The sequence below is a fragment of the Companilactobacillus jidongensis genome (assembly GCF_003946575.1).
GTDB lineage: Bacteria > Bacillota > Bacilli > Lactobacillales > Lactobacillaceae > Companilactobacillus > Companilactobacillus jidongensis.
In genome coordinates this window covers 23,121-43,334 of record NZ_RHOP01000007.1, presented here as the reverse complement: position 1 = coordinate 43,334, position 20,214 = coordinate 23,121, and the positions used below count along the sequence as shown (strand labels likewise).

The window sequence follows — 20,214 nt, the reverse complement described above, 5'->3', positions numbered from 1 at the left end:
TACTTGAATGATAGCACACGAATGTAAATTTTTCGTAAAAAAAAGGTTAAAACATAAAATGTTTTAACCTTAATCTTATTAACGACGTTTCTTGTTGCGCTTACGAGCGGCCTCTGATTTTAACTTTTTCTTAACACTAGGCTTTTCGTAAAACTCGCGTTTTCTATATTCTTGAAGTGTACCACTTTTTGAAACAGAACGTTTAAAACGACGAAGAGCATCATCGAGCGACTCATTTTCATGAACGACAGTTTTTGACATATGATATCCCTCCTTCCGCTTTATACGTAACTGCTCTATTTCTTTCACAGCTCATATGTTATTATAACAAAAAGAGTTCAATGTTCAAACATTTTTCGATATTTTTTTTAGGAGGAATTATTATGACTCAAAAAATAGATGTTTTTGCTTTATCAGATTCTGCCGGAGAGACTGCTGTACGTGTTGCCAACGCCGCATTTGCACAGTTTCCAAATATAGAAACTGTCTACACAAAATATCCATTTGTAAAAAATGATAAGCACTTAACTGAGATACTGGAACTTGCCAAACAGAAAAAGGCAATTGTTTTGCACACAATTGTATCAAAAGAACTCTGTAATATCATCAATGGATTTTGCCAAGATAACGGGTTAACCTACTATGATATCCTCAATCCTATTATTGGAACCTTTTCTCAGATGGTTCATCAAGAACCACTACGTAAAAAAGGTATCATTCATAACTTGGACGATGAATATTTCGACATGATCTCGGCCATGGAATTCACAGTTTCAAATGATGACGGTCAGAACCCTAAGGGATTACTTGAGGCTGACCTAGTCCTATTGGGTATTTCTAGAACTTCTAAGACACCTTTATCACTCTACCTTGCCAATCGTAACATCAAAGTAGCAAACCTCCCTATCGTCCCTACGGCTACAATTCCTGATGAACTGTGGCATGTAGATAAATCCAAAATTGTGGGATTAACAAACGACATGAATGTTCTACTAAAGATTCGTCGTCAGAGAATGATTGCTTATGGACTTGACCCTGACACAACCTATTCTGAAGAAGGCGAAATTCAAAAAGAACTAGATTACTCCAATGAATTATATGCCAAACTTGGCTGTCCAGTCATCAATACAGCTGATCGTTCAATTGAAGAGACAGCAGCATTGATAATGGAAAAACTACAAATTAATGGTTACCAAAAAGGATAATCCTCACGGATTATCCTTTTATTAATTTATTCTTCATTTCTGGATCAAATTTTTGCTCACGCAGCATATCAATTTCAGCCTTAAAAGGTGCAACACCCTTTTTGTCATTCTCATCACGCTTCACATAAGGAGTTTCCATAATTTTAGGGATATCCTCTAATTGTGGATGGTGTGCAACATAATTCAATGTGTCGAAGCCAATCGTACCAAAACCAATATCGTCGTGACGATCTTTGTGTGATCCTCGTTCATTCTTTGAATCATTCAGATGAATCACTGACAATCTATCAAGGCCAACAATATGATCAAATTCATTCAATACACCATCGAAGTCATTTTTAACATCATAACCAGCGTCACTCATATGACAAGTATCCATAGTTACAGATAACTTATCATTATTTTGACAATGATCAAAAATATATGCCAGTTGTTCAAAGTTGATACCAACTTCTGTACCTTTACCAGCCATAGTTTCGATTGCGACACTGACTTTTTGGTCAGGCAAAATTGCCTTATCCAATGATTGAGCAATTTGTAGAAGTGCTTTTTCAGGTCCTTGATTCAAGTGCGCACCCGGGTGAAAACTAATAGCTTCAATGCCTAAAGCATCTGCACGTTCAAATTCATCATGCATAAATGAGATACCAAAAGGCAACTTCTCAGGTTTAACAGTATTTCCAAGATTTACAATATATGGTGCATGACCAATAATATGGTCGATACCGTATAACTCAAGCAGACGCTTGCCTTCAGGAATATTCATCTCTGAAACGTTCTTGCGACGAGTGTTCTGCGGTGCACCTGTAAAAATCATCATAGCATTGGCACCATAACTGTGTGCCTCTTTAGCTGAACCAGCTAACATATTTGGTGCTTTCATTGCGACATGCGATCCGATTATCATCAAAATAACCCTCTCTTCTAATAGATATGTTTCTGATAGAACCTACCTAATATCTTAACAGTATCAGTAACACTAACAAACGCATGCGGATCTGATAATGTCATAGCCGTCTCTAGGTCATTCAATTCAGCACGTGAAATAACTGTGAATAAGATAGTTTTTTCTTCATGTTTGAAGGCACCTTCAGCATCATGAACAATCGTAATACCACGCCGCATCTCACTTTGAATTTCTTTGATGACATACTTCGGCTTCGATGTAACAATCATAACTTGAAGCTTCTGATCCTTGTTATAGATCATATCGATAACTTGACCGTTTATAAAAATACTTATAGCACTGTATAAAGCGTGTACCCAGCCGAACAAGAATCCCGCACAGGCAATAATGAACAGATTAAACATAATATTAATCGTTCCGACACTCTTACCAGTTTTTTTTCGTAAAATAATACCAACAATATCTATTCCACCAGTTGAAATTCCATTACGCAATGCCATACCTGTACCAAAACCATTAGCAACCGCACCAAAAATGGCACAAACTAATGGATCAGCCGTTATCTTAGCCGTTGGAAAGAAATGCATCATTAGTGATGCAAAGGCTACGGCAATAATTGTGAACACCGTAAAATTATGGTCGATCTTCTTCCAAGCCAAAACAAACAGTGGTGCGTTAAACGCAAAGTACATCAACGCAGTTGAAACATGAAATGGAAACCAGCGCTCACTTATAGTTGAGATCAACTGAGCGGCACCAGTTACACCTGAACCATAAATACCTCCTGGTGTCCAAAACATATTAACCGCGATCGATACTGCTATTGAATATAGGAACGCAACTGATATTTTGGATAAGTTCTGATGTCTTTCAATCAGCTTATCTATTTCATCCATTTAAATTACTCCTAATAACGAATTTACCCTAATTATATTAGCACAAATCGATATTAATACAGCTTAATTCCAATGTTTTTCGATGAAATCTGATCTGCCACCGCTTTCTTCTAATTCATATCGAGCAGGATTTTTCTTATAAAATTCTTGATGATAATCATCTGCTGGATAAAATGGTTGAACTGGAAGAATTTCTGTAACAATGGGATCTTCGAATTTTTTCGCATCAGCTAGGGCTTTCTTGGACTCTTCTGCATCATTTTTTTCGGATTTGTCTGCATAATAAATCACTGGGCGATAGTTATCTCCACGATCTTGAAACTGACCTCCAGCATCAGTTGGATCGGTAACTTGCCAATAAATCTCTACAAGTTGTCTATATGAAACCTTGTCAGAATCATAGGTGATCTCCACTGCTTCGGTATGACCGGTTGTTCCAGTGCAGACCTGTTCGTACGTCGGATTAGGGACATGACCGCCTGTAAAGCCTGATACTACTTTGATAATTCCCGGTTGTTCGTCGAATGGTTTGACCATGCACCAGAAACATCCTCCAGCAAAAACAGCTTTCTTTTCGTTCATTATTTATCTCCCGCTTCAACGTATTTTTTATAATCTGAATAACCTTTTTGATCCATCTCTTCATATGGAATGAACTTCAATGCAGCTGAATTGATACAATATCTCAATCCGCCCATTTCTTTGGGACCATCATTGAAAACATGGCCAAGATGAGAACCAGCATCCTCGCTGGTTACTTCGGTACGTTCATGACCAGTTCTAAGATCCGTACTTTCTTTAAGCTGTGTGATAGGCTGACTAAATGATGGCCAACCACAACCTGCGTCGAACTTATGTGCCGACGAAAACAAAGGTTCACCACTGGCGATATCAACATAAATACCCTTCTTATAAAAATCATCATATTTACCAGTGAATGGCATTTCTGTTCCACGATTTTGAGTCACATCTAATTGTTCATCAGTTAGACTCTCAAGATTTTTCTTGTATTCCTTCTCCAATTAAATCACTCCCAGTCATAGCGTATGTCTATAAGTATACGCAACTTATATACCATATCTAGCAAATGGCTCATGAAAATTAAAATTAAATTAGTAAAAAAAGACGCTACAGAATTCTATTTTCTGTAGCGTCTTTAATTTATTGTTAATTTAAAATTGTGATCTAGGATCAGTTGGTCCCATCGGAGAACCCTGAAATCCTTCAGTTTGTGTCAACATCATCAATTTCTTCAAGCGATTCCAATTAGCCGGATCAAGTTTTGATTTATTAGATGCATTGGCTAACAGAATTCCGTTAACTGTTTTAGAAGCGATAATTTGTGATGCACTTTTCTTTTTGCTTAGATAAGTGCCGGCTGTCAGCAAAACTTTCATAATTTCTGGATCAGTATCAGCATTCTTTGATAAAGAATTATACATTTCATCTACAATTTCAAAAACCTGTTCATCAACTGATTTTTTCATATTCGATTATCCCCTTTAAGTAATTTAATTGTGGGAGTTTATTTATTATTCTTTATTTGACTTTGAAACTTCAATACCAAGGTCAACTAATTGATTGTCAGCAACTGGTCTTGGTGCATGTGTCATTGGCTCTGTTGCATTTGAATTCTTAGGGAATGCAATCACGTCACGGATATTATCTTTACCAGCCAATAGCATGGCAAATCTATCCAAACCAATAGCCAAACCGCCATGTGGTGGACAACCATATTGCAAGGCATCCAATAGGAAGCCAAATTGTTCGTAGGCTTTTTCTTTAGTGAAGTCCAAAGCTTTGAGCATCTTTTCCTGAATCTTGTAATCATGGATACGAATTGATCCACCACCAAGCTCGTAACCGTTAAGAACGATATCGTAACTTTGAGCATATGCCTTGTGTGGATCTTCGTCCAAGTAGTGAACGTCTTCTTCATTAGGCATTGTGAATGGGTGATGAGCAGCTGTCCAGCGTTGAATACCTTCATCATATTCAAATAATGGCCAGTTAACAACCCATGTAAAAGCAAATTCATTAGGATTGAATAAGTTTAAGTTCTTAGCAATATCAACACGCAAGTATCCTAAGGCATCAGCAACGACCTTCTTCTTGTCAGCAACGAATAATACTAAGTCGTTGTTTTCAAGTCCAAGACGTTCAACCAAAGCATCATGTTGTTCAGTAATAAACTTAGCAACTGGTCCAGTGATCTTGTCATCGTTAAATTTGAGCCATGCAAGACCCTTAGCGCCAAAACGCTTGATGTATTCTTGATATTCTTCAATATTCTTTCTTGAATACTTGTCAGCATTATTCTTAACAACGATTGCCTTAACTTGGCCACCATTGTCAATTGTTCCCTTGAAGACCTTGAATTCTGTATCTTTGAAGACATCGTTCAAATCTTGTAATTCCATGCCAAAACGAATATCTGGTTTATCTGAACCATAGCGAGCCATAGCGTCATCCCAATCAATTCTTGGGAATGGCAATTTAACATCAATGCCCTTTTCGTCCTTCATAACACGAGCAATAAGTCCTTCAGTCACTGTTTGAATTTCTTCAGCGGACATAAAACTCATCTCTAAATCAATTTGAGTAAATTCTGGTTGACGATCTCCACGAAGATCTTCATCACGGAAACAATGTGCCAATTGATAGTAACGGTCAAATCCACCGACCATCAATAGTTGCTTAAATAATTGTGGTGATTGTGGCAAAGCGAAGAAATGTCCAGGATACACACGTGAAGGAACAAGATAATCACGGGCACCCTCTGGAGTTGAAGGAGTTAAGTTAGGTGTTTCAATATCGATGAAACCATTGTCGTATAAGTATTCGTGTACTGAATGTTTGATTTGAGCACGTGTACGGATAGCACTTTGCATCTCAGGTCTGCGTAAATCCAGATAACGATACTTTAATTTTGTTTCTTCTGAAGCATCAACATCGTCAACGATTTCAAAAGGTGGTGTGATCGATTTATTTAGTAACTCAACTGTTTCAACGACAACTTCAACTTTACCAGTTGGAATGTTTTCGTTAATAGCACTTTCGTCACGTAATCTAACTGTACCAATAACATTGATAACATATTCTGAACGCAATGATTCAGCTGTTTCTAATGCTTCTTTGTGATCAGTATTGAATACTAATTGTACGAAACCTTTGTAATCTCTAAGGTCAACGAAGATCAATCCACCAAGGTCACGACGTTTTTGAACCCATCCATCTAAAGAAACCTTTTTACCAACATACTCTTCAGTAATGCTGCCACAATAATTTGTTCTTTCTTGCATATTTGCTTATCCCTCTATCTTTTTCAATTCTTCTGCTAGATTTTCAAGTGACACACTGACCTGTTCGCCAGTAGCCATATTCTTAACATTAGCGGTATCATTCTCTAACTCAGCATCACCAATAGTTACAGTGTACTTAGCGTTCAAACGATCTGCCGTCTTAAATTGAGCTTTTGTTTTTCTTTGTAGATAATCCTTGTCAGCTGAGAAACCTGCACGACGAAGATTTGACAAGATCTTAACTGAAGCACGTTCAGCGGAATCACCTATAGTAACTAGATAAACATCCAAGTTATTCTCAACATGAATATCTTCATCCTTTAGCAATAGCATTAAACGCTCCATACCTAAACCAAAACCTATCCCTGGTTCAGACTTACCACCAAGTTCTTCAACCAATCCATTGTAACGACCACCAGCTAGCACAGTAATTTCTTTGTTGTTAAAAGCTGGATCGGTTACCATGAACTCAAAAATCGTGTGATTATAATAATCGAGACCACGAACCATAGTTGGATCAACTACATAATTGATGTCTAAATCATCTAATAGTGACTTAAGATATTCAAAACGTTCTTTCGACGCATCATTCAAATAATCCAGAATTGAAGGTGCATCAGCAACGAATTTCTTATCGTTTTCGTCTTTGCTATCAAGAATTCTTAATGGATTCTTTTCAAGGCGGACTTTTGAATCATCACTAAGTTGATCTTTGAAAGGTGTGAAATAATCAACCAAAGCCTTGTGGTAATTCTCACGTGACTCGGGATCACCCAAAGTATTAATGGCAACCTTCAAGTTATGAACCCCTAATTCATTCAAGAAATTCAAACCAACTGAAATAATCTCTACATCTAGTTCTGGTGAATCTGAACCGAATGCTTCAAGACCGATTTGATGGAATTGACGTTGACGACCAGATTGTGGACGTTCATATCTGAACATTGGTCCCTTGTACCATACTTTGTATGGACGCTGGTATTCAGGTCCGTACAACTTGTTCTCAACGTATGCACGAACAACTCCAGCTGTACCTTCTGGACGAAGAGCAATGTGTCTGTCACCCTTGTCTTTAAAATCATACATTTCTTTTGAAACAATATCTGATGTGTCACCTGATGAACGTTCAAAGACTTCATAAGATTCAAAAATCGGTGTTCTGATCTCTGAAAAACGATAGCGACTAAAAACGTTTTGGGCAACTGATTCTACATATTGCCACTTTTCTGATTCTCCAGGTAAAATATCCGCTGTACCCTTTGGTTTTTGATAGCGCATAAAATCCTCCTTTTGCGGTGAATCATACATATAAAAAAATACACCCCTGCCTAAATAAGACAAAGGGTGCATTTGCACGGTACCACCTAATAGTTTGCTACAGTTAACGCCTGCCAGACGATTGATAAAACGTCACTCAAATGAATTACTTACCTGATCTCAGCATCCAGGTTCTCTGTAGAGCAATTTTAATTTGATTCGAATATAGTTATAAATTAATCAAAACAGCGTCAATTGTCAAGTAGCATTAGCGTTTTGAAAGTGATTTCAGCAAATAATTTGTCAAATAACAAACAATTATAATAATCGGAAATACTTCTATTGGTAACAAAAATAATAGTAGCCCTGCTACAACTCCAGGCTGTCTCATAATATAGGTCAGGCTTGATGCAATAGTCACTGACACAATAATAGCTGGTGTAAACGGCAAAATAGTTGCTAAGGCAAAACCAGCGGCAGCACTAGAAAATATCGCTGGAAAAATCAATCCACCACGCCATCCTAAAGAAAAACAAAAATTAGTTATAAAAGCTTTGCCCACAGCAATAAAAATCAAAAGCATTGCTGACTGTGAGACAGCAACTCTTGAAAAGCCAAGTAACTGTGCTTCACCTGAAAACATAAAGTACGGAGAAACAATTCCAGCAGTTCCAATGATCAAACCGCCTAAAATGGCCCAGATAACTGTTTTTTTATTATTTTTAGTCAGTTTATGACTCCACTTACCTAGGTTATTGAAAAGCATTCCAAATACGACTCCGATAATTAATGCGACCGGTATTAAGGCAAATCCTTGCCAAGTCCAATTAATATTTCTTCGAAAATGAATTCCAAAACTACTTTCATGTGGTAAGACTTTATTAATCAGATAAAATCATATCACACCAGACAATACTGTAACTGAATACACAAATATTTTTCTACTTTTTATTCTAAAATCACGTGTTGGTTCGTCAAACGCCTTACCTATACCTGCAAATGGAGCATAGAATACAGTCGACAAAATTGCACCGATCCCCATGTTTATCAATTCTTCACGTCGTTCCAGTGTTAATCGCATGCGATCACCGACCCAGTTTACCAATCCTCCGAGGATACCAGATAATGCTGCTTCGGGACCTACACTTGCTCCTAACGCTAATACTGGAATTGCATGAAAGAAGTTCTTTCTGATTTCATTAGTATATTTGATTTTGCCAGTCTGCTTATATTCACCAAGAACTTCAACCATCGTCCGAGGATAATTACCATTCTTACGTTGTAGAAGACCAATAAGAATCCCGCCCAGACCACAAATTATCAGCGGATAATAAATCGTCGAAATATTAAATACATTTGGTACAGTTTTCCAAATTAAATTAATTAAAAAGTTCACTAAAATTAAATAAGCACCTGCCGTGATTCCAACCAGGAATCCTAGTAAAATACTATATAAGAGAAATATCACACTAAATTTTTTCAAAATAAACCCCATTATTTCTAAATTCTAATGATAATTATCATATTAACTAATATTATTACTTAAAAATGTCAATTTTCTGTGAATTTTTCACTTTCTACCTTTTAAGTTTCATGTTTTTTCAGTAAGATATACATATATGATAATCATTATAGCGACAACAAAGGAATCCTTTAAATGAAAAAGATAATAACTTTTTTAATTAAAAATAAACTATTTGTTGCCATTGTTTTTTTAATTGCCTTATCAAGTTGGTCGACTGTAGCTTTGGCGAACGCAAATGCAATTGTTGTCGAGTCTGATTCGGTCAACGTGCGTGTTGGTCCGGGACTTTCCTATTCCAATATGGGTCAAGTAAAAAAAGGCGACAAATTAGCTATTTTGGCTGAAAAAAATAAATGGTATCAAGTTCGCCTTTCCGGAGACAAAATTGGTTGGGTAGCAAGTTGGTTAATAGATAATACTGAAGTAAGTTCTGCCACAAATAAAGTTGGTATCGTCAAAGTACCTAATACCACAGTTTTTAAAAACGACGATGCTAACAGTAATGTTCTTGGCACGATCGAACAATCTCAAAAAGTTACCGTCATGTATCAAGAGCAAGAATGGTCACAGATTCTCTACAAAGGAACCGCTGGTTGGGTCAAGAGTCAATTCATCCAAGGAACTGATGAGACTTCAGGTTCTAGCGATACTTCAAGCTCTAGAGACAGTGATATTAAGACCGTTACGGTCACGCAGTCAAATACTAAATTACGAATTGATCCTAACAGTGGTAGTCGTGCTATTAAGACCGTTAATGTCGGTAAAAAATTTGACTACTTAAGCAAGAGTGGCAAGTGGTACAAAGTAAGAGATAGTGATGGTTCTGTTGGCTATGTTGCTAGCTGGGTCGTAACAATTTCTGGAACTAAGAGTGCTATTAAGTCAGCCGCAACTAATATTTCAGAAGCAACTATCGTCATTGATCCCGGACATGGTGGCAATGATGTTGGTGCAGAATCCAAGAAAAAGACCTACGAAAAAAACTTCACTTTAGCCTATGCTAAAGCAATCAAAGCCGATCTTGAAAAGACTGGTGCCAGAGTTGTTCTAACTCGTTCTGGTGATGATACCAAGACATTGGGCGAACGAGCTCGTCTATCGAGTAAAATCGAGGCCGATGCATTCATCAGTTTACACTTTGATTCAACTGGTGAACAAGATGCTGGTACAGGAGTAACGACTTACTATTATGGCAAGAACAAAGATAGTAATCTAGCTACAGATATCAACGATCAATTGAAGAATTTAGCCATCAATAATCGTGGTACACAACAAAAAGACTTGTATGTCTTACACTACAACAGTCAGCCTTCAATCTTGATTGAATTAGGATACATCAATTCGACCTCAGATTACGGCTACATCAAGTCTGATTCATACAAATCACAAGTTGCACAGGCTGTAACAAATGGTTTAAAAGAATACTTCAAATAAAAATAGACTGAGACGAAAAACGTCTCAGTCTATTTATTTGTCTTGAATTCTAAAGTACAGTATTTATTTCTCGTAGAGATTTAATTTGATGATCAACCTTAAAGTCAACTTTTTGATCACTCAACAAAATTGTTTTAGCATGAACTGAATCACCAAAATCAATATCGATTTTACGATCACCAACTACCCAAGTATCCTTAGGATCAAGAGTATATTTTTCAATCAAATAATCCAGCATCTCTGAGTCAGGTTTGCGAACATGCCCATCTTCAGCACTAACCATTTCCGTGAAGTAATCTGCAATACCTAATCGCTCAGCAACTGCAAAAATCGAAGTATCACGATGCGTCACGATAAATTGTTGATATCCTTGAACCTTGCAATATTCCAAAGCAATTTTGGTATGTGGCATCAATTTTATTTGATCGTGAAATGTTTTTTCATGTAGCTTATATGACTTATAAAAGGTTTTGACCTTGTCATCATCACCGTCTAATAAATCACCAGCTAGCTTTCGGACAGAAGTCTTCAGGGCTTCCTTATAAATTGAATCTTTTGAAATATTAATATCAAAATTTTCCTTTAGAGATTTTTGCGTAGCCATAACAATCCCTGGATAGCTATTGGCCAATGTACCGTCAAAATCCCAAACAATACTTGTCATGATAATTATCGCTCCATTATTATCGTCACAGGTCCGTCATTAGTTAATGATACTTGCATATCAGCACCAAATTCACCCGTAGCAACATTTATATCGTAGTCCCTTAACTTGTCATTGAATTGATCATACTTCGCACTAGAGGTCTTGAAATCTCCTGCTCCAGTGAAGCTAGGGCGATTCCCCTTCTTAGTATCCGCATAAAGAGTAAATTGTGAAATAGACAAAATTGCTCCATCAATATCCTTGATCGACAAATTCATTTTATCATCCGTATCAGAAAAAACTCTCATATTAGCAATTTTGTGTGCCATATATTCTAGTGTTTCATCATTGTCTTCATCCGCAAATGCCACCAACAAACAAAATCCTTGATCGATTTGACCAAGGATTTTGTTATCGACACTAACCTTTGCTTCTGAGACGCGTTGGATAACTACTTTCATCCTATTCAACCGTCCTTTTAATTTCGTATACATCTGGCACATTCTTTAATTTAGAAATAATCTGATCTAAGTGTTCTTTATTATTAACACCAACACTGACGTGAATAACTGCCATCTTTTCCTTGTCCAAACGTCCGTTAACGTTGATCAAAGAATTGGTATTTGAATTGATAACCTGTAGCAATTCATTCAGCAAACCGTTTCTGTTGAAAGCATAAATATCAAGTTCGGCTGTATAACGTTTTTCACGAGTAACATTATTCCAACTAACTTCAATAAAACGCTTCTTAGCTTCATCGCTTTGGACATTAGGACAATCAGCACGGTGAATTGTTAGTCCCCGTCCCTTAGTGATATACCCGACAATGTCATCCCCAGGAATTGGGTTGCAGCATTTAGCCAAGCGAATTAATAAATTGTCGATTCCTTGAACAGAAATACTGGTATTAGCATTAGCCTGCTCTTTTTTAAGCTTAGTACTCTCAGGAATTGGCTTAGGCGCATTTTCGTGCGTTTCAGTAATAACATTCTCTTCGAGTTCTTTTTTCTCAGCTTTTTTCTTATTCTCAGGATCTTCACTGATCAACTTATGGATAACATTAATTGGCGACAATTCGCCATATCCGACTGCATTATATAACTCTTCTGAGTCAGTGAAGTTAAAAATATTAGTTGCAAGTTCAACATGCTTCTTATCAAGATATTTCTTCGTTGAAAGTGAACGGTTCTTTAACTCGGTCTCAAGCAATTCATGACCAATTTGGATATTTTCCTGACGATCCTTGATTCTGAAGTAACGTTTGATCTTATTACGGGCACGTGAAGTGTAAACCATTTGAATCCAATCACGACTTGGTGTTGAGCTCTCATTCGTCAACATCTCAACAATGTCGCCATTCTTCAATTGATAGTTCAAAGGTACCATTCTGCCATTGACCTTGGCACCAACGGAGTGACTACCAACCTCGGTATGAACTTGATAAGCAAAATCCAGTGGAATTGAACCTTTTGGTAATTCTCGTACTTCACCTTGTGGTGTGAAAATATAGACTCTGTCATTAAAAATCTCACCTTTGACAGACTTCATGAAGTCGGCAGCATTATCAGAGTTCTCCTGCAATTCTAGAATTTCACGGAAAACATCGATCTTCTGCTCATTCTCATCCAGTTGAACACCTTCAAAGTTACCTTCCTTGTATGCCCAGTGAGCCGCAACACCGTATTCAGCAATCTCGTGCATTTCAAATGTACGAATCTGGACTTCTAGTGGTTGTCCGCCAGGTCCAATGATAGTTGTATGTAGTGATTGATAACCATTAGCTTTAGGAACCGCAATATAATCTTTGAAACGTCCTGGAATTGGCTTCCACTTGGAGTGAATCGAACCTAGGACTGCATAACAGTCTTTAACAGAATCAACAACAATCCGGATTGCCAACAGATCATACAATTCAGAGAATTGCTTATGCTTGTCACGCATCTTCTTATAAATAGAATAAATGTGCTTTGGACGACCATAAATATCGTACTTGATGCCCAGTGCATCAACGCTTGTTTTGATATAATCAATTGCTTCAGCAATATAGGCCTCACGTTGATCACGTTTGCTGTTCATCAAATGAACGATACGATAATACTGTTGAGGATTAATGTAATGAAGTGATAGATCTTCAAGCTCCCATTTGATCTTACTGATACCTAATCTATCTGCTAATGGAGCGTAGATCTCCAAAGTTTCATTGGCGATGCGTCTTTGCTTGTCAGGTCTCAATGCCTTTAGGGTACGCATATTATGCAACCTGTCAGCGAGCTTGACCATGATGACACGTAAGTCCTTAGCTGTCGCCAAAAGCATCTTACGATGATTCTCAGCCAATAGTTCTTGGTGTGAGTGATACTTGTACTTACTGATCTTCGTTACACCATCAACAATAGTTGACACTTGATTACCGAATAACTCCTCAACATCGCCGAGAGTAACATTGGTATCCTCAACGACATCGTGCAAATATCCCGCAGCTACGGTGTAAGGGTCCATATGTAATGAAGCCAAAATTTGTGCAACTTGAGTAGGGTGAATAATATAAGGTTCACCAGTGGCTCTCTTTTGTTCCTTATGAACGTATGCGGCAAAGTTATAGGCTTTATTTACAAATTCGACATGCTCATCGTTCATATATTCACGACAAATATCGAGAACTTGATCAGGAGTATAATCTTCATTCTTTTTCATTTCCGTTCACCCCTTCGATTACAATAAAAAGCACTCTGTTCGAAGCGAGTGCTTTTCTTTACGTATTATTATGCTTTCTTTGGTTCCAAAAAACAATTAATTTTCATTATCAAAAAGGAAATATATTAAAATACTCAAAACTAGATAAATTCCAGATAAGAAATAGCCGTATTTACCATATTTCACAAAAACACTGATGACAAATATTACTGGGAAAATAACCATGTTAAAGAATGACAAATGATACTTCCTTGTAAACCAACCGATAAAGCCCGCAAATAAAATATTGATCACAAAGAATAACCAGATGATTCTATTTGTTCTGCCCAAGTGAAATAAATTAAATAATATCGGCATAATAAAAACTAAAATAATAGATATAAGTGCAATGTAAGCTGATTTAGATTTCTCAACTTTGTTCCAAAGATTCTTCAATTTTCATTCCTCATTTTGCATTAAGTTCATAGTTATATGATAGCACTGATAAGAAGTACATTGGAGCAGTTTCAGCACGCATTATTCGTGGTCCTAATCCAATCGAAACAAACTCATTGTTTTGTAGGTCTGTCACTTCTTCAGAAGATAATCCACCTTCTGGTCCAAAAATACAAATTGCCGATTTTGGTTGTGATGCCAATGATTGAGCTAAGATACTAGTCTCACCATCTTTAGCAGATTCCTCATAAGCAATAAGTTTCAGATCATCGGTTGAGTCGTCCAATTCACTGATATCTTTGAGATAGCTGACTTTTGGAATCATACGGCGCTTAGACTGTTGTGCGGCATTCTTAGCAATTTCTTGTAATCGAACTATCTTTTTTTCAACGACATTAGCCTTCCAGTTCATGATCGAATATTGGGAATTAAAAAAGATGATTTTTTTAGCACCTAATTCCGTCGCCTTTTGAGTGATCCATTCAACCTTATCCTTCTTTGATAACGAACAGGCAATTGTTACATCGATCGGTAATTCAGTTGTAGGTTTGCTGCTCTTTTTGACGTTGAATTGAACAAACTTATTCTCAGTATCCACTTGATCAATAGTTGCCTGGTACAATTCATTTTTATCATCAACTAAATAAATAACATCGCCAGACTTATGTCGTAAAACAGTAGCTAGATGCTTATATAATTCCTTGTCAGAGATTCTGAATGAATCTCGTTCTATTGTTTGATTAACGAAGTATTGCTCCATTTTGTTCCTCGATATCCTTTGTTCTCTTACAGATTATAGTTGACCAACCTTGTAAATGAAGAACTTCGATTGCCGAGAATCCTTGTTCTTTCATTAAATCAGTGATTAGCTTTTCCTTTTCATTAATAATACCAGATAAAATGACAAATCCCTTACTATTTAAATGAGATTCGATATCAGGTATAAATTGTTCCAATACGTCTGCTAAAATATTGGCAACAATCACATCGGCTTTGCCATTTACCCCATCCAATAATGAATTCTCATAAACTTCAATATCTTCGCATCCAGGATTCAACTTGATATTTTCTTTAGCAGCTTCAACGGCCTCAGGTGCCAAGTCAAACGCCTTAATATTATTAACTCCTAATCGACGAGCTTGAATTGACAAAATGCCAGATCCAGTTCCAACATCATATAATGATTCAGCGTTGCCTAAAATCATTTCCAATGCCTGCATACATGAGAATGTTGTAGGATGTGTTCCGGTACCAAATGACTTACCAGGGTCCATAACAATAATGTGTTCGTCCATATTTTCAGGCACATAGTCGACCCAGTTAGGAACAACCGTCAAATAATGACTGATATGAACGGGGTGATAGTATTGTTTCCATTCATTTTCCCATGAACTTTCGTCAACCGAACTCTCTTCGATTTCAACTCCATCAATATTAAAACCAAACTTTGGTAACTTATTTATTTCTGTCTGTAATTCATTAATCAATTCTGGTTGATAATTTTTTTCGTCAAAATATGAATTAATTCTCGTTTTCACCGCATTATTGTCATCATTAACTATTTCAGTACCTTGTGCACCAATCTTCATAAACGTATCTGAAATAATTTCCTCATTTATTGTGCCTGGGAACAACACACTAATTTTTTTCCAAATCATAATTTGCCTCCGTCTCAATATCTCTAAGATTACTAGAAATTGGCCATAAAAAAAAGACGTTTCTCGCGTCTTTATCTAATATATGAGTGAACTTCATTCATGAAGTCCACTTCGCGATCACGAATCACTGATCTGGCCTTGGCAACTTGTAGTTTATTTACTACGTTGTTTTCGTAGTCTAAGTAGTTAAGTGCGTCGATCAAAGCAACAAAGTAATTGTTCAAACTATCGTACATTTTTGAATCTTCCAAACCGTATTTTGAAATATAAGAATTTCCCAGTTTAATAAAATTTTTAATATTGTAAACATAATTGTCAGCTAAACGGGAATAATTTTCATATGTCAGAGCTTCACCTCTTTCAATTAGATTCATCGTTTTGAAATACTCAACGAATACATCTCGATAAGTTAAAAACCTTTCTACAAATACATTTGTTTCCAATACGTGAGTTCTCTCTGCACTAATGAATTTCATCATTCCTTCACCTCAATATTTATTTTTTTATAATATACCATAAATTATTAGTTATGCAAAGCATAATTTAAAACTAATCATTAGTGCGTAAAAAAAGAATGCCAAAATCTCGGCATTCTAATTCTTTTTTGATTCAGATTTTTTTATATCAGTCGCTGGTTGTCTTAAAGACTCATTATTCTTAAACAATCTTTGTGCTTCTGATAATTTTTCTGGGCTATTTTTGATTTCTTGAGATATCTTACTGAAATCATTATTAGCTGGGTCATTAGTTTGCTTGCGTCTAAAAAAACTCATGATCATCGCTCCTTCTATTACATCGGTAACTATTATATAACAAGTATTTATTATTTTAACTTAAAAATTTTTAAAAAACATAATTAATTGACAGTTCGGCATACTTTAAAATTTATCTTAGTTTGTTATGATAGTAGAAGTAAGAATTTGCAATTAAGGTGATATATATGGGAAAAAAGAAAAAGATTCAAAAAACATTAGTCGAAAAAATATTAGATAAGGAGAAGGTCTCATATGAGCCAATGACCTTCCCTACTCAAGCTGAAGGCGATACTCAAGAACTCGTCAACGACGGCAGTGAAAAAGATGGTTATAAGATATACAAGACATTGGTCCTAACGGGGAACAAAACTGGTCCATTAGTTGGTATGGTCCCACTAGACAAACATATCAGCTACAAGTTGTTAGCCAAATTGTCTGGCAACAAAAAAATTGGTATGGTCCCATTAAAAGATTTAGTTAAAACTAGCGGCTTCGAACATGGAGCAAACAGCCCCGTCGGGATTCACTCTTTACATAACTACCCTATCTTCTTTGACACCGAAGCCGACGAAGCTGATAAAATTATTGTTTCTGCCGGTAAGATCGGTCAATCGATTTTAGTTGAACCACATGACCTTGCGCAGGCGGTTAATGCTACATTCGGAAAATTTGCTGTCGACGAACCAGAAATATAATAGAAACACAAAAAAAAGGACCGAAGCCGAGACGCTTCAGTCCTTTTCTATTCTATAATTAAGCAGCTTGTTTAAGGTTTGCGATAGCTTTTTCAATGGTTGTACCATTGCCAAAGTGATTACTATTATTAACGTCAACTGCTGTGAATAATTGATTATCTAAATCTAATAGGATTCTATATTTCATATTATTCACGCCTCCTTTGTGTTCCGTATATCTAAGAGGTAGCGATAGGTGTTACTATACTAGGATGTTATCCAATAGTCAACCTTTTTTTCATAATTCTTGACAACCGTTAATATAAGTAAGATTATATAGACACAAATTAAAAAAGGAGAATTTAATTGGCCGATACATTTTTAAATATCTTAAAATGGATTCTGATCGTTGTGGTTGCTGGCTTCTTGATCATTCACGTTGCTATTCCACTTATCATTGTTGCTGCTATAGTTGGTGGTATTTACTATCTATATCGCAGACACAAAGCAAATCAATATACACCTGAGGGTCGCAAAAAAGTAAACTAACAAACACAAAAGCTGTCAATCACAATGATTGGCAGCTTTTTAATTTTATTCTTGAATGTAAGGCAAACCAGCTTGATCTGCAGCCAAACGATTAATACCTTCTGTAATTGAATCTTCAGCATCTCTGATATAAGCAGTTTCAAAATTAAACATATCACCATCAACTTCATCTGACATATTTAATTGTTCAATCATTGGACGAATCATAGCAATATATAATTCTGAATCTTTTTCAGTATAGTCACTCATTCCCATAAAGTAAAATTGACCAACCATTAAGAAGGCATCCATCAGATCAAACTTATAACTACTCTCAGGATCACCGTAAGTTACCCATGGATAGCGATCAGCTAACTTATCCAAAATTTCAATCAAGTCTAAGAATGAGTCATAAGCATTCACATGTGCCTTCTTATATGAATCGAATTCTTCCTTAACGCCATCTTCATCATTATCTGATTGGAAAAGGATTGTCTGTTCCAAAGCAATGGCACTGATACTCTTCTTTGTCACATTACTATTGAATCTTGCTAGCTCATAACTTAAGTCGTAGATGATCTGTGTGCAATCATCTGAAATTGATTGATATGACGATAATTCAGCTCGATCTTCAAAATCACTGATCAAATTCAATTCTGTTTGAACTGCTACTTGAATCTTTTCGATCCATTCAATCAAAGTACCGTAACTGTTGGCAAAGTGCACCGAATTGGTCATTAAATAATCTTCAAAAGTAATATTCTTATTGTCGTCCATGAGTTCTCTCCTTAGGATCTTTTTTGTCTGAAGTAAACGAAATGATAATTAATAATATACCCGCCCCAGCTGCTGACCACAAATAATTTGTCGTGAACCAGCTGAAGATAAATCCTAATATAGCAACCACTAACAGAAATATTCCTAAATATCTGTCAATTCTCATCAATAAATTCAATATTTAATCCTCTTTTATTACTAATTTGTCGCGAAAAATACTAAAATAGAACTGTTGAACTATCTTGTATTATACATAAAAAGTTATCGGAGGACTAGATATGGAAAAATCTGAAAGATTAGAAATCTTAGATGATTTAATCAAAATGAGAACTGTTAACGGTAATGAGAAACTTGTTGCCGATTATTTGAAGGCACTCTTTGACAAACATGGCATTGAAACAGAACTAGTTAAATATGATGAGGGACGTTATAACCTAATTGCCACTGTTAAAAAAGGTGACGGTCCTGTATTGGGATTCACCGGACATGAGGATGTCGTTGCACCAGTTGACGAAAGCAAATGGAATTATGATTCATCGTTCAAGCCAAAGCATATCGACGGAAAAATTTTTGGACGTGGTACATCTGATATGAAAGGTGGATTGGCTGGTATGGCCATCGCCTTAATCGAATTAAACGAAGATGATTCCTTCAAGGGAAATATAAAGTTTATCGCTACTGTTGGTGAAGAAATTGGTGAATTTGGTGCCAAGCAATTATCAGACGCCGGTTACGCAAATGACTTAAAAGCGCTCATAGTTGGAGAGCCAAGTAATTCTACTTCAAAATTAGTAACTGACAAACTAGCTGCCAGCGGCTTGATCCGGATTACACAGCCTAATCCTTCAGAATACGGACGTCACTCAATTTTTTGTGCCCACAAGGGTTCAGTCACCTATCAAGTTATTTCTCATGGTAAAGCCGCTCATAGCTCAATGCCAGAGGTCGGAATCAATGCACTTGATAATTTAGTTACCTATTATAATAAACAAAATGAATACTTCACCAAATTGACTGATGCAGACGATGATGTTCTTGGTAAAACTAAACCATCTGTGACTGTCTTCAAATCTGGTGACCAAGAAAATACCATCCCTGATTATGCTGAAATGACAGTTAAAATCAGAACAATTCCTGAATACAACAATGACAAAATCATCGCTGAACTTGGTGAACTGGTCCAAAACATGAACGAAGCTGATCCAAGAATGAATCTTGAATTAAATATTGAGAGCAGTAACTGGCCTGTTAAGACTGATTTAAACTCTGACTTCCTACAAATGGCACGTGAAGCATTCAAAGAAGTTTGGACACAAGATGCAGTTGCCGTCGGTGCCCCTGGTGGTACTGATGCTTCTCAATTCGTTGAAGCAAATAAAAATCTGGAAGTGATCGTTGCTGGTCCTGGTAATGAATCTGCACATCAAATCAATGAATTTGTCTTTGAAGATGACTACTTGAAATTTATTGATATTTACAAATTGATTGCTCAAAAGTTTTTTGCATAGAGCCATAAAGACT

At 36.4% G+C, this 20,214-nt stretch carries 23 protein-coding genes and 1 pseudogene; 5 read left to right on the top strand and 19 right to left on the bottom strand.

All coding sequences use genetic code 11. The annotated features are described in order from the left end of the window. Window positions 1-78 precede the first annotated feature (78 nt). A complete protein-coding gene (rpsU, locus tag EKM68_RS05935; protein ID WP_025024478.1) occupies window positions 79-261 on the bottom strand; it encodes a 30S ribosomal protein S21 in 183 nt (60 codons plus the stop codon). A gap of 122 nt (window positions 262-383) precedes the next feature. Here rpsU and EKM68_RS05930 point away from each other — a divergent pair, with 122 nt between their 5' ends. After that, window positions 384-1,205 carry a pyruvate, water dikinase regulatory protein gene (locus EKM68_RS05930; protein WP_125588790.1) on the top strand — a complete coding sequence of 274 codons (822 nt, stop codon included), beginning with the start codon at window positions 384-386 and terminating at the stop codon, window positions 1,203-1,205. Window positions 1,206-1,215: 10 nt separating this feature from the next. On the opposite strand, the gene EKM68_RS05925 is transcribed toward EKM68_RS05930, so the two are convergent. The 8 genes and pseudogenes from EKM68_RS05925 to EKM68_RS13680 all read right to left on the bottom strand — a co-directional run bounded on the left by EKM68_RS05925 (window position 1,216) and on the right by EKM68_RS13680 (window position 8,963). Then, window positions 1,216-2,112 carry a deoxyribonuclease IV gene (locus EKM68_RS05925; protein WP_125588952.1) on the bottom strand — a complete coding sequence of 299 codons (897 nt, stop codon included), beginning with the start codon at window positions 2,110-2,112 and terminating at the stop codon, window positions 1,216-1,218. A 17-nt stretch (window positions 2,113-2,129) separates the two neighbouring features. Then, window positions 2,130-3,008 carry a YitT family protein gene (locus tag EKM68_RS05920; RefSeq protein ID WP_125588788.1) on the bottom strand — a complete coding sequence of 293 codons (879 nt, stop codon included), beginning with the start codon at window positions 3,006-3,008 and terminating at the stop codon, window positions 2,130-2,132. 63 nt (window positions 3,009-3,071) lie between these two features. Then, on the bottom strand, window positions 3,072-3,590 hold the full coding sequence (gene msrA / locus EKM68_RS05915; RefSeq protein WP_125588786.1) for a peptide-methionine (S)-S-oxide reductase MsrA: 519 nt from the start codon (window positions 3,588-3,590) through the stop codon (window positions 3,072-3,074). Then, a complete protein-coding gene (msrB, locus tag EKM68_RS05910) occupies window positions 3,590-4,030 on the bottom strand; it encodes a peptide-methionine (R)-S-oxide reductase MsrB (RefSeq protein ID WP_125588784.1) in 441 nt (146 codons plus the stop codon). Before msrB ends, msrA begins: the two co-directional genes overlap by 1 nt. A 150-nt stretch (window positions 4,031-4,180) precedes the next feature. Beyond that, the gene (locus EKM68_RS05905) at window positions 4,181-4,495 is read right to left on the bottom strand and encodes a bacteriocin immunity protein (RefSeq protein WP_125588782.1); all 315 of its coding nucleotides are present in this window, start codon (window positions 4,493-4,495) and stop codon (window positions 4,181-4,183) included. A 45-nt stretch (window positions 4,496-4,540) separates the two neighbouring features. Further along, window positions 4,541-6,310, bottom strand: coding sequence for an aspartate--tRNA ligase (aspS, locus tag EKM68_RS05900; protein WP_125588780.1), 1,770 nt, complete (start codon window positions 6,308-6,310; stop codon window positions 4,541-4,543). Between the two features lie 6 nt (window positions 6,311-6,316). After that, window positions 6,317-7,588: a histidine--tRNA ligase gene (hisS, locus tag EKM68_RS05895; protein ID WP_125588778.1), complete on the bottom strand. Its 1,272-nt coding sequence runs from the start codon at window positions 7,586-7,588 to the stop codon at window positions 6,317-6,319. A gap of 247 nt (window positions 7,589-7,835) precedes the next feature. After that, window positions 7,836-8,963: pseudogene (locus EKM68_RS13680) on the bottom strand (chloride channel protein). A gap of 261 nt (window positions 8,964-9,224) precedes the next feature. Between EKM68_RS13680 and EKM68_RS05880 the strand changes: the two are divergent. After that, the gene (locus EKM68_RS05880; RefSeq protein ID WP_125588772.1) at window positions 9,225-10,526 is read left to right on the top strand and encodes an N-acetylmuramoyl-L-alanine amidase; all 1,302 of its coding nucleotides are present in this window, start codon (window positions 9,225-9,227) and stop codon (window positions 10,524-10,526) included. Window positions 10,527-10,575: 49 nt separating this feature from the next. Here the strand turns inward: EKM68_RS05880 and EKM68_RS05875 are convergent, their stop codons facing one another. The 8 genes from EKM68_RS05875 to EKM68_RS05840 form a co-directional block, all read right to left on the bottom strand. Then, the gene (locus EKM68_RS05875) at window positions 10,576-11,190 is read right to left on the bottom strand and encodes an HAD-IA family hydrolase (RefSeq protein ID WP_125588770.1); all 615 of its coding nucleotides are present in this window, start codon (window positions 11,188-11,190) and stop codon (window positions 10,576-10,578) included. A 5-nt stretch (window positions 11,191-11,195) separates the two neighbouring features. Further along, window positions 11,196-11,633 carry a D-aminoacyl-tRNA deacylase gene (gene dtd / locus EKM68_RS05870; protein ID WP_125588768.1) on the bottom strand — a complete coding sequence of 146 codons (438 nt, stop codon included), beginning with the start codon at window positions 11,631-11,633 and terminating at the stop codon, window positions 11,196-11,198. 1 nt (window position 11,634) lies between these two features. Next, window positions 11,635-13,866, bottom strand: a complete 2,232-nt coding sequence (locus tag EKM68_RS05865; RefSeq protein ID WP_125588766.1) for a RelA/SpoT family protein — start codon at window positions 13,864-13,866, stop codon at window positions 11,635-11,637. 96 nt (window positions 13,867-13,962) lie between these two features. Next, window positions 13,963-14,301, bottom strand: coding sequence for a hypothetical protein (locus tag EKM68_RS05860; RefSeq protein ID WP_125588764.1), 339 nt, complete (start codon window positions 14,299-14,301; stop codon window positions 13,963-13,965). A gap of 10 nt (window positions 14,302-14,311) precedes the next feature. Continuing rightward, the gene (locus tag EKM68_RS05855; RefSeq protein ID WP_125588763.1) at window positions 14,312-15,061 is read right to left on the bottom strand and encodes an RsmE family RNA methyltransferase; all 750 of its coding nucleotides are present in this window, start codon (window positions 15,059-15,061) and stop codon (window positions 14,312-14,314) included. Next, window positions 15,042-15,959 (bottom strand): 50S ribosomal protein L11 methyltransferase, encoded by a 918-nt coding sequence (gene prmA, locus EKM68_RS05850; protein WP_125588761.1) that lies wholly within the window; start codon window positions 15,957-15,959, stop codon window positions 15,042-15,044. The genes EKM68_RS05855 and prmA overlap by 20 nt, the downstream gene beginning before the upstream one ends. Before the next feature lie 71 nt (window positions 15,960-16,030). Further along, entirely contained in the window at window positions 16,031-16,438 is a 408-nt protein-coding gene (locus EKM68_RS05845; RefSeq protein ID WP_125588759.1) for a hypothetical protein, read from the bottom strand. A gap of 114 nt (window positions 16,439-16,552) precedes the next feature. Further along, on the bottom strand, window positions 16,553-16,732 hold the full coding sequence (locus tag EKM68_RS05840; protein ID WP_125588757.1) for a hypothetical protein: 180 nt from the start codon (window positions 16,730-16,732) through the stop codon (window positions 16,553-16,555). A 167-nt stretch (window positions 16,733-16,899) separates the two neighbouring features. On the opposite strand from EKM68_RS05840, the gene EKM68_RS05835 reads away from it, so the two are divergent. Further along, window positions 16,900-17,409, top strand: coding sequence for an aminoacyl-tRNA deacylase (locus EKM68_RS05835; protein ID WP_125588755.1), 510 nt, complete (start codon window positions 16,900-16,902; stop codon window positions 17,407-17,409). 58 nt (window positions 17,410-17,467) lie between these two features. Here EKM68_RS05835 and EKM68_RS13760 read toward each other — a convergent pair whose 3' ends face one another. Then, complete coding sequence (locus tag EKM68_RS13760) at window positions 17,468-17,596, bottom strand: hypothetical protein (protein WP_263853641.1); 129 nt, start codon at window positions 17,594-17,596, stop codon at window positions 17,468-17,470. A gap of 158 nt (window positions 17,597-17,754) precedes the next feature. Here EKM68_RS13760 and EKM68_RS05830 point away from each other — a divergent pair, with 158 nt between their 5' ends. Then, window positions 17,755-17,937, top strand: coding sequence for a hypothetical protein (locus tag EKM68_RS05830; RefSeq protein ID WP_125588752.1), 183 nt, complete (start codon window positions 17,755-17,757; stop codon window positions 17,935-17,937). Window positions 17,938-17,982: 45 nt separating this feature from the next. Here EKM68_RS05830 and EKM68_RS05825 read toward each other — a convergent pair whose 3' ends face one another. Further along, window positions 17,983-18,693 carry a hypothetical protein gene (locus EKM68_RS05825; RefSeq protein WP_125588750.1) on the bottom strand — a complete coding sequence of 237 codons (711 nt, stop codon included), beginning with the start codon at window positions 18,691-18,693 and terminating at the stop codon, window positions 17,983-17,985. A gap of 278 nt (window positions 18,694-18,971) precedes the next feature. Between EKM68_RS05825 and EKM68_RS05820 the strand changes: the two genes are divergently transcribed. Further along, window positions 18,972-20,201, top strand: a complete 1,230-nt coding sequence (locus EKM68_RS05820; protein WP_125588748.1) for a M20/M25/M40 family metallo-hydrolase — start codon at window positions 18,972-18,974, stop codon at window positions 20,199-20,201. Window positions 20,202-20,214: the final 13 nt, after the last annotated feature.

Excerpts from the sequence above, each read along its gene's own strand:
- rpsU (WP_025024478.1), bottom strand. The coding sequence starts at position 261 with ATGTCAAAAACTGTCGTTCATGAAAATGAGTCGCTCGATGATGCTCTT.
- EKM68_RS05930 (WP_125588790.1), top strand. The coding sequence starts at position 384 with ATGACTCAAAAAATAGATGTTTTTGCTTTATCAGATTCTGCCGGAGAG.
- EKM68_RS05925 (WP_125588952.1), bottom strand. The coding sequence starts at position 2,112 with ATGATAATCGGATCGCATGTCGCAATGAAAGCACCAAATATGTTAGCT.
- EKM68_RS05920 (WP_125588788.1), bottom strand. The coding sequence starts at position 3,008 with ATGGATGAAATAGATAAGCTGATTGAAAGACATCAGAACTTATCCAAA.
- msrA (WP_125588786.1), bottom strand. The coding sequence starts at position 3,590 with ATGAACGAAAAGAAAGCTGTTTTTGCTGGAGGATGTTTCTGGTGCATG.
- EKM68_RS05905 (WP_125588782.1), bottom strand. The coding sequence starts at position 4,495 with ATGAAAAAATCAGTTGATGAACAGGTTTTTGAAATTGTAGATGAAATG.
- aspS (WP_125588780.1), bottom strand. The coding sequence starts at position 6,310 with ATGCAAGAAAGAACAAATTATTGTGGCAGCATTACTGAAGAGTATGTT.
- hisS (WP_125588778.1), bottom strand. The coding sequence starts at position 7,588 with ATGCGCTATCAAAAACCAAAGGGTACAGCGGATATTTTACCTGGAGAA.
- EKM68_RS05880 (WP_125588772.1), top strand. The coding sequence starts at position 9,225 with ATGAAAAAGATAATAACTTTTTTAATTAAAAATAAACTATTTGTTGCC.
- EKM68_RS05875 (WP_125588770.1), bottom strand. The coding sequence starts at position 11,190 with ATGACAAGTATTGTTTGGGATTTTGACGGTACATTGGCCAATAGCTAT.
- dtd (WP_125588768.1), bottom strand. The coding sequence starts at position 11,633 with ATGAAAGTAGTTATCCAACGCGTCTCAGAAGCAAAGGTTAGTGTCGAT.
- EKM68_RS05865 (WP_125588766.1), bottom strand. The coding sequence starts at position 13,866 with ATGAAAAAGAATGAAGATTATACTCCTGATCAAGTTCTCGATATTTGT.
- EKM68_RS05855 (WP_125588763.1), bottom strand. The coding sequence starts at position 15,061 with ATGGAGCAATACTTCGTTAATCAAACAATAGAACGAGATTCATTCAGA.
- prmA (WP_125588761.1), bottom strand. The coding sequence starts at position 15,959 with ATGATTTGGAAAAAAATTAGTGTGTTGTTCCCAGGCACAATAAATGAG.
- EKM68_RS05845 (WP_125588759.1), bottom strand. The coding sequence starts at position 16,438 with ATGATGAAATTCATTAGTGCAGAGAGAACTCACGTATTGGAAACAAAT.
- EKM68_RS05840 (WP_125588757.1), bottom strand. The coding sequence starts at position 16,732 with ATGAGTTTTTTTAGACGCAAGCAAACTAATGACCCAGCTAATAATGAT.
- EKM68_RS05835 (WP_125588755.1), top strand. The coding sequence starts at position 16,900 with ATGGGAAAAAAGAAAAAGATTCAAAAAACATTAGTCGAAAAAATATTA.
- EKM68_RS13760 (WP_263853641.1), bottom strand. The coding sequence starts at position 17,596 with ATGAAATATAGAATCCTATTAGATTTAGATAATCAATTATTCACAGCA.
- EKM68_RS05825 (WP_125588750.1), bottom strand. The coding sequence starts at position 18,693 with ATGGACGACAATAAGAATATTACTTTTGAAGATTATTTAATGACCAAT.
- EKM68_RS05820 (WP_125588748.1), top strand. The coding sequence starts at position 18,972 with ATGGAAAAATCTGAAAGATTAGAAATCTTAGATGATTTAATCAAAATG.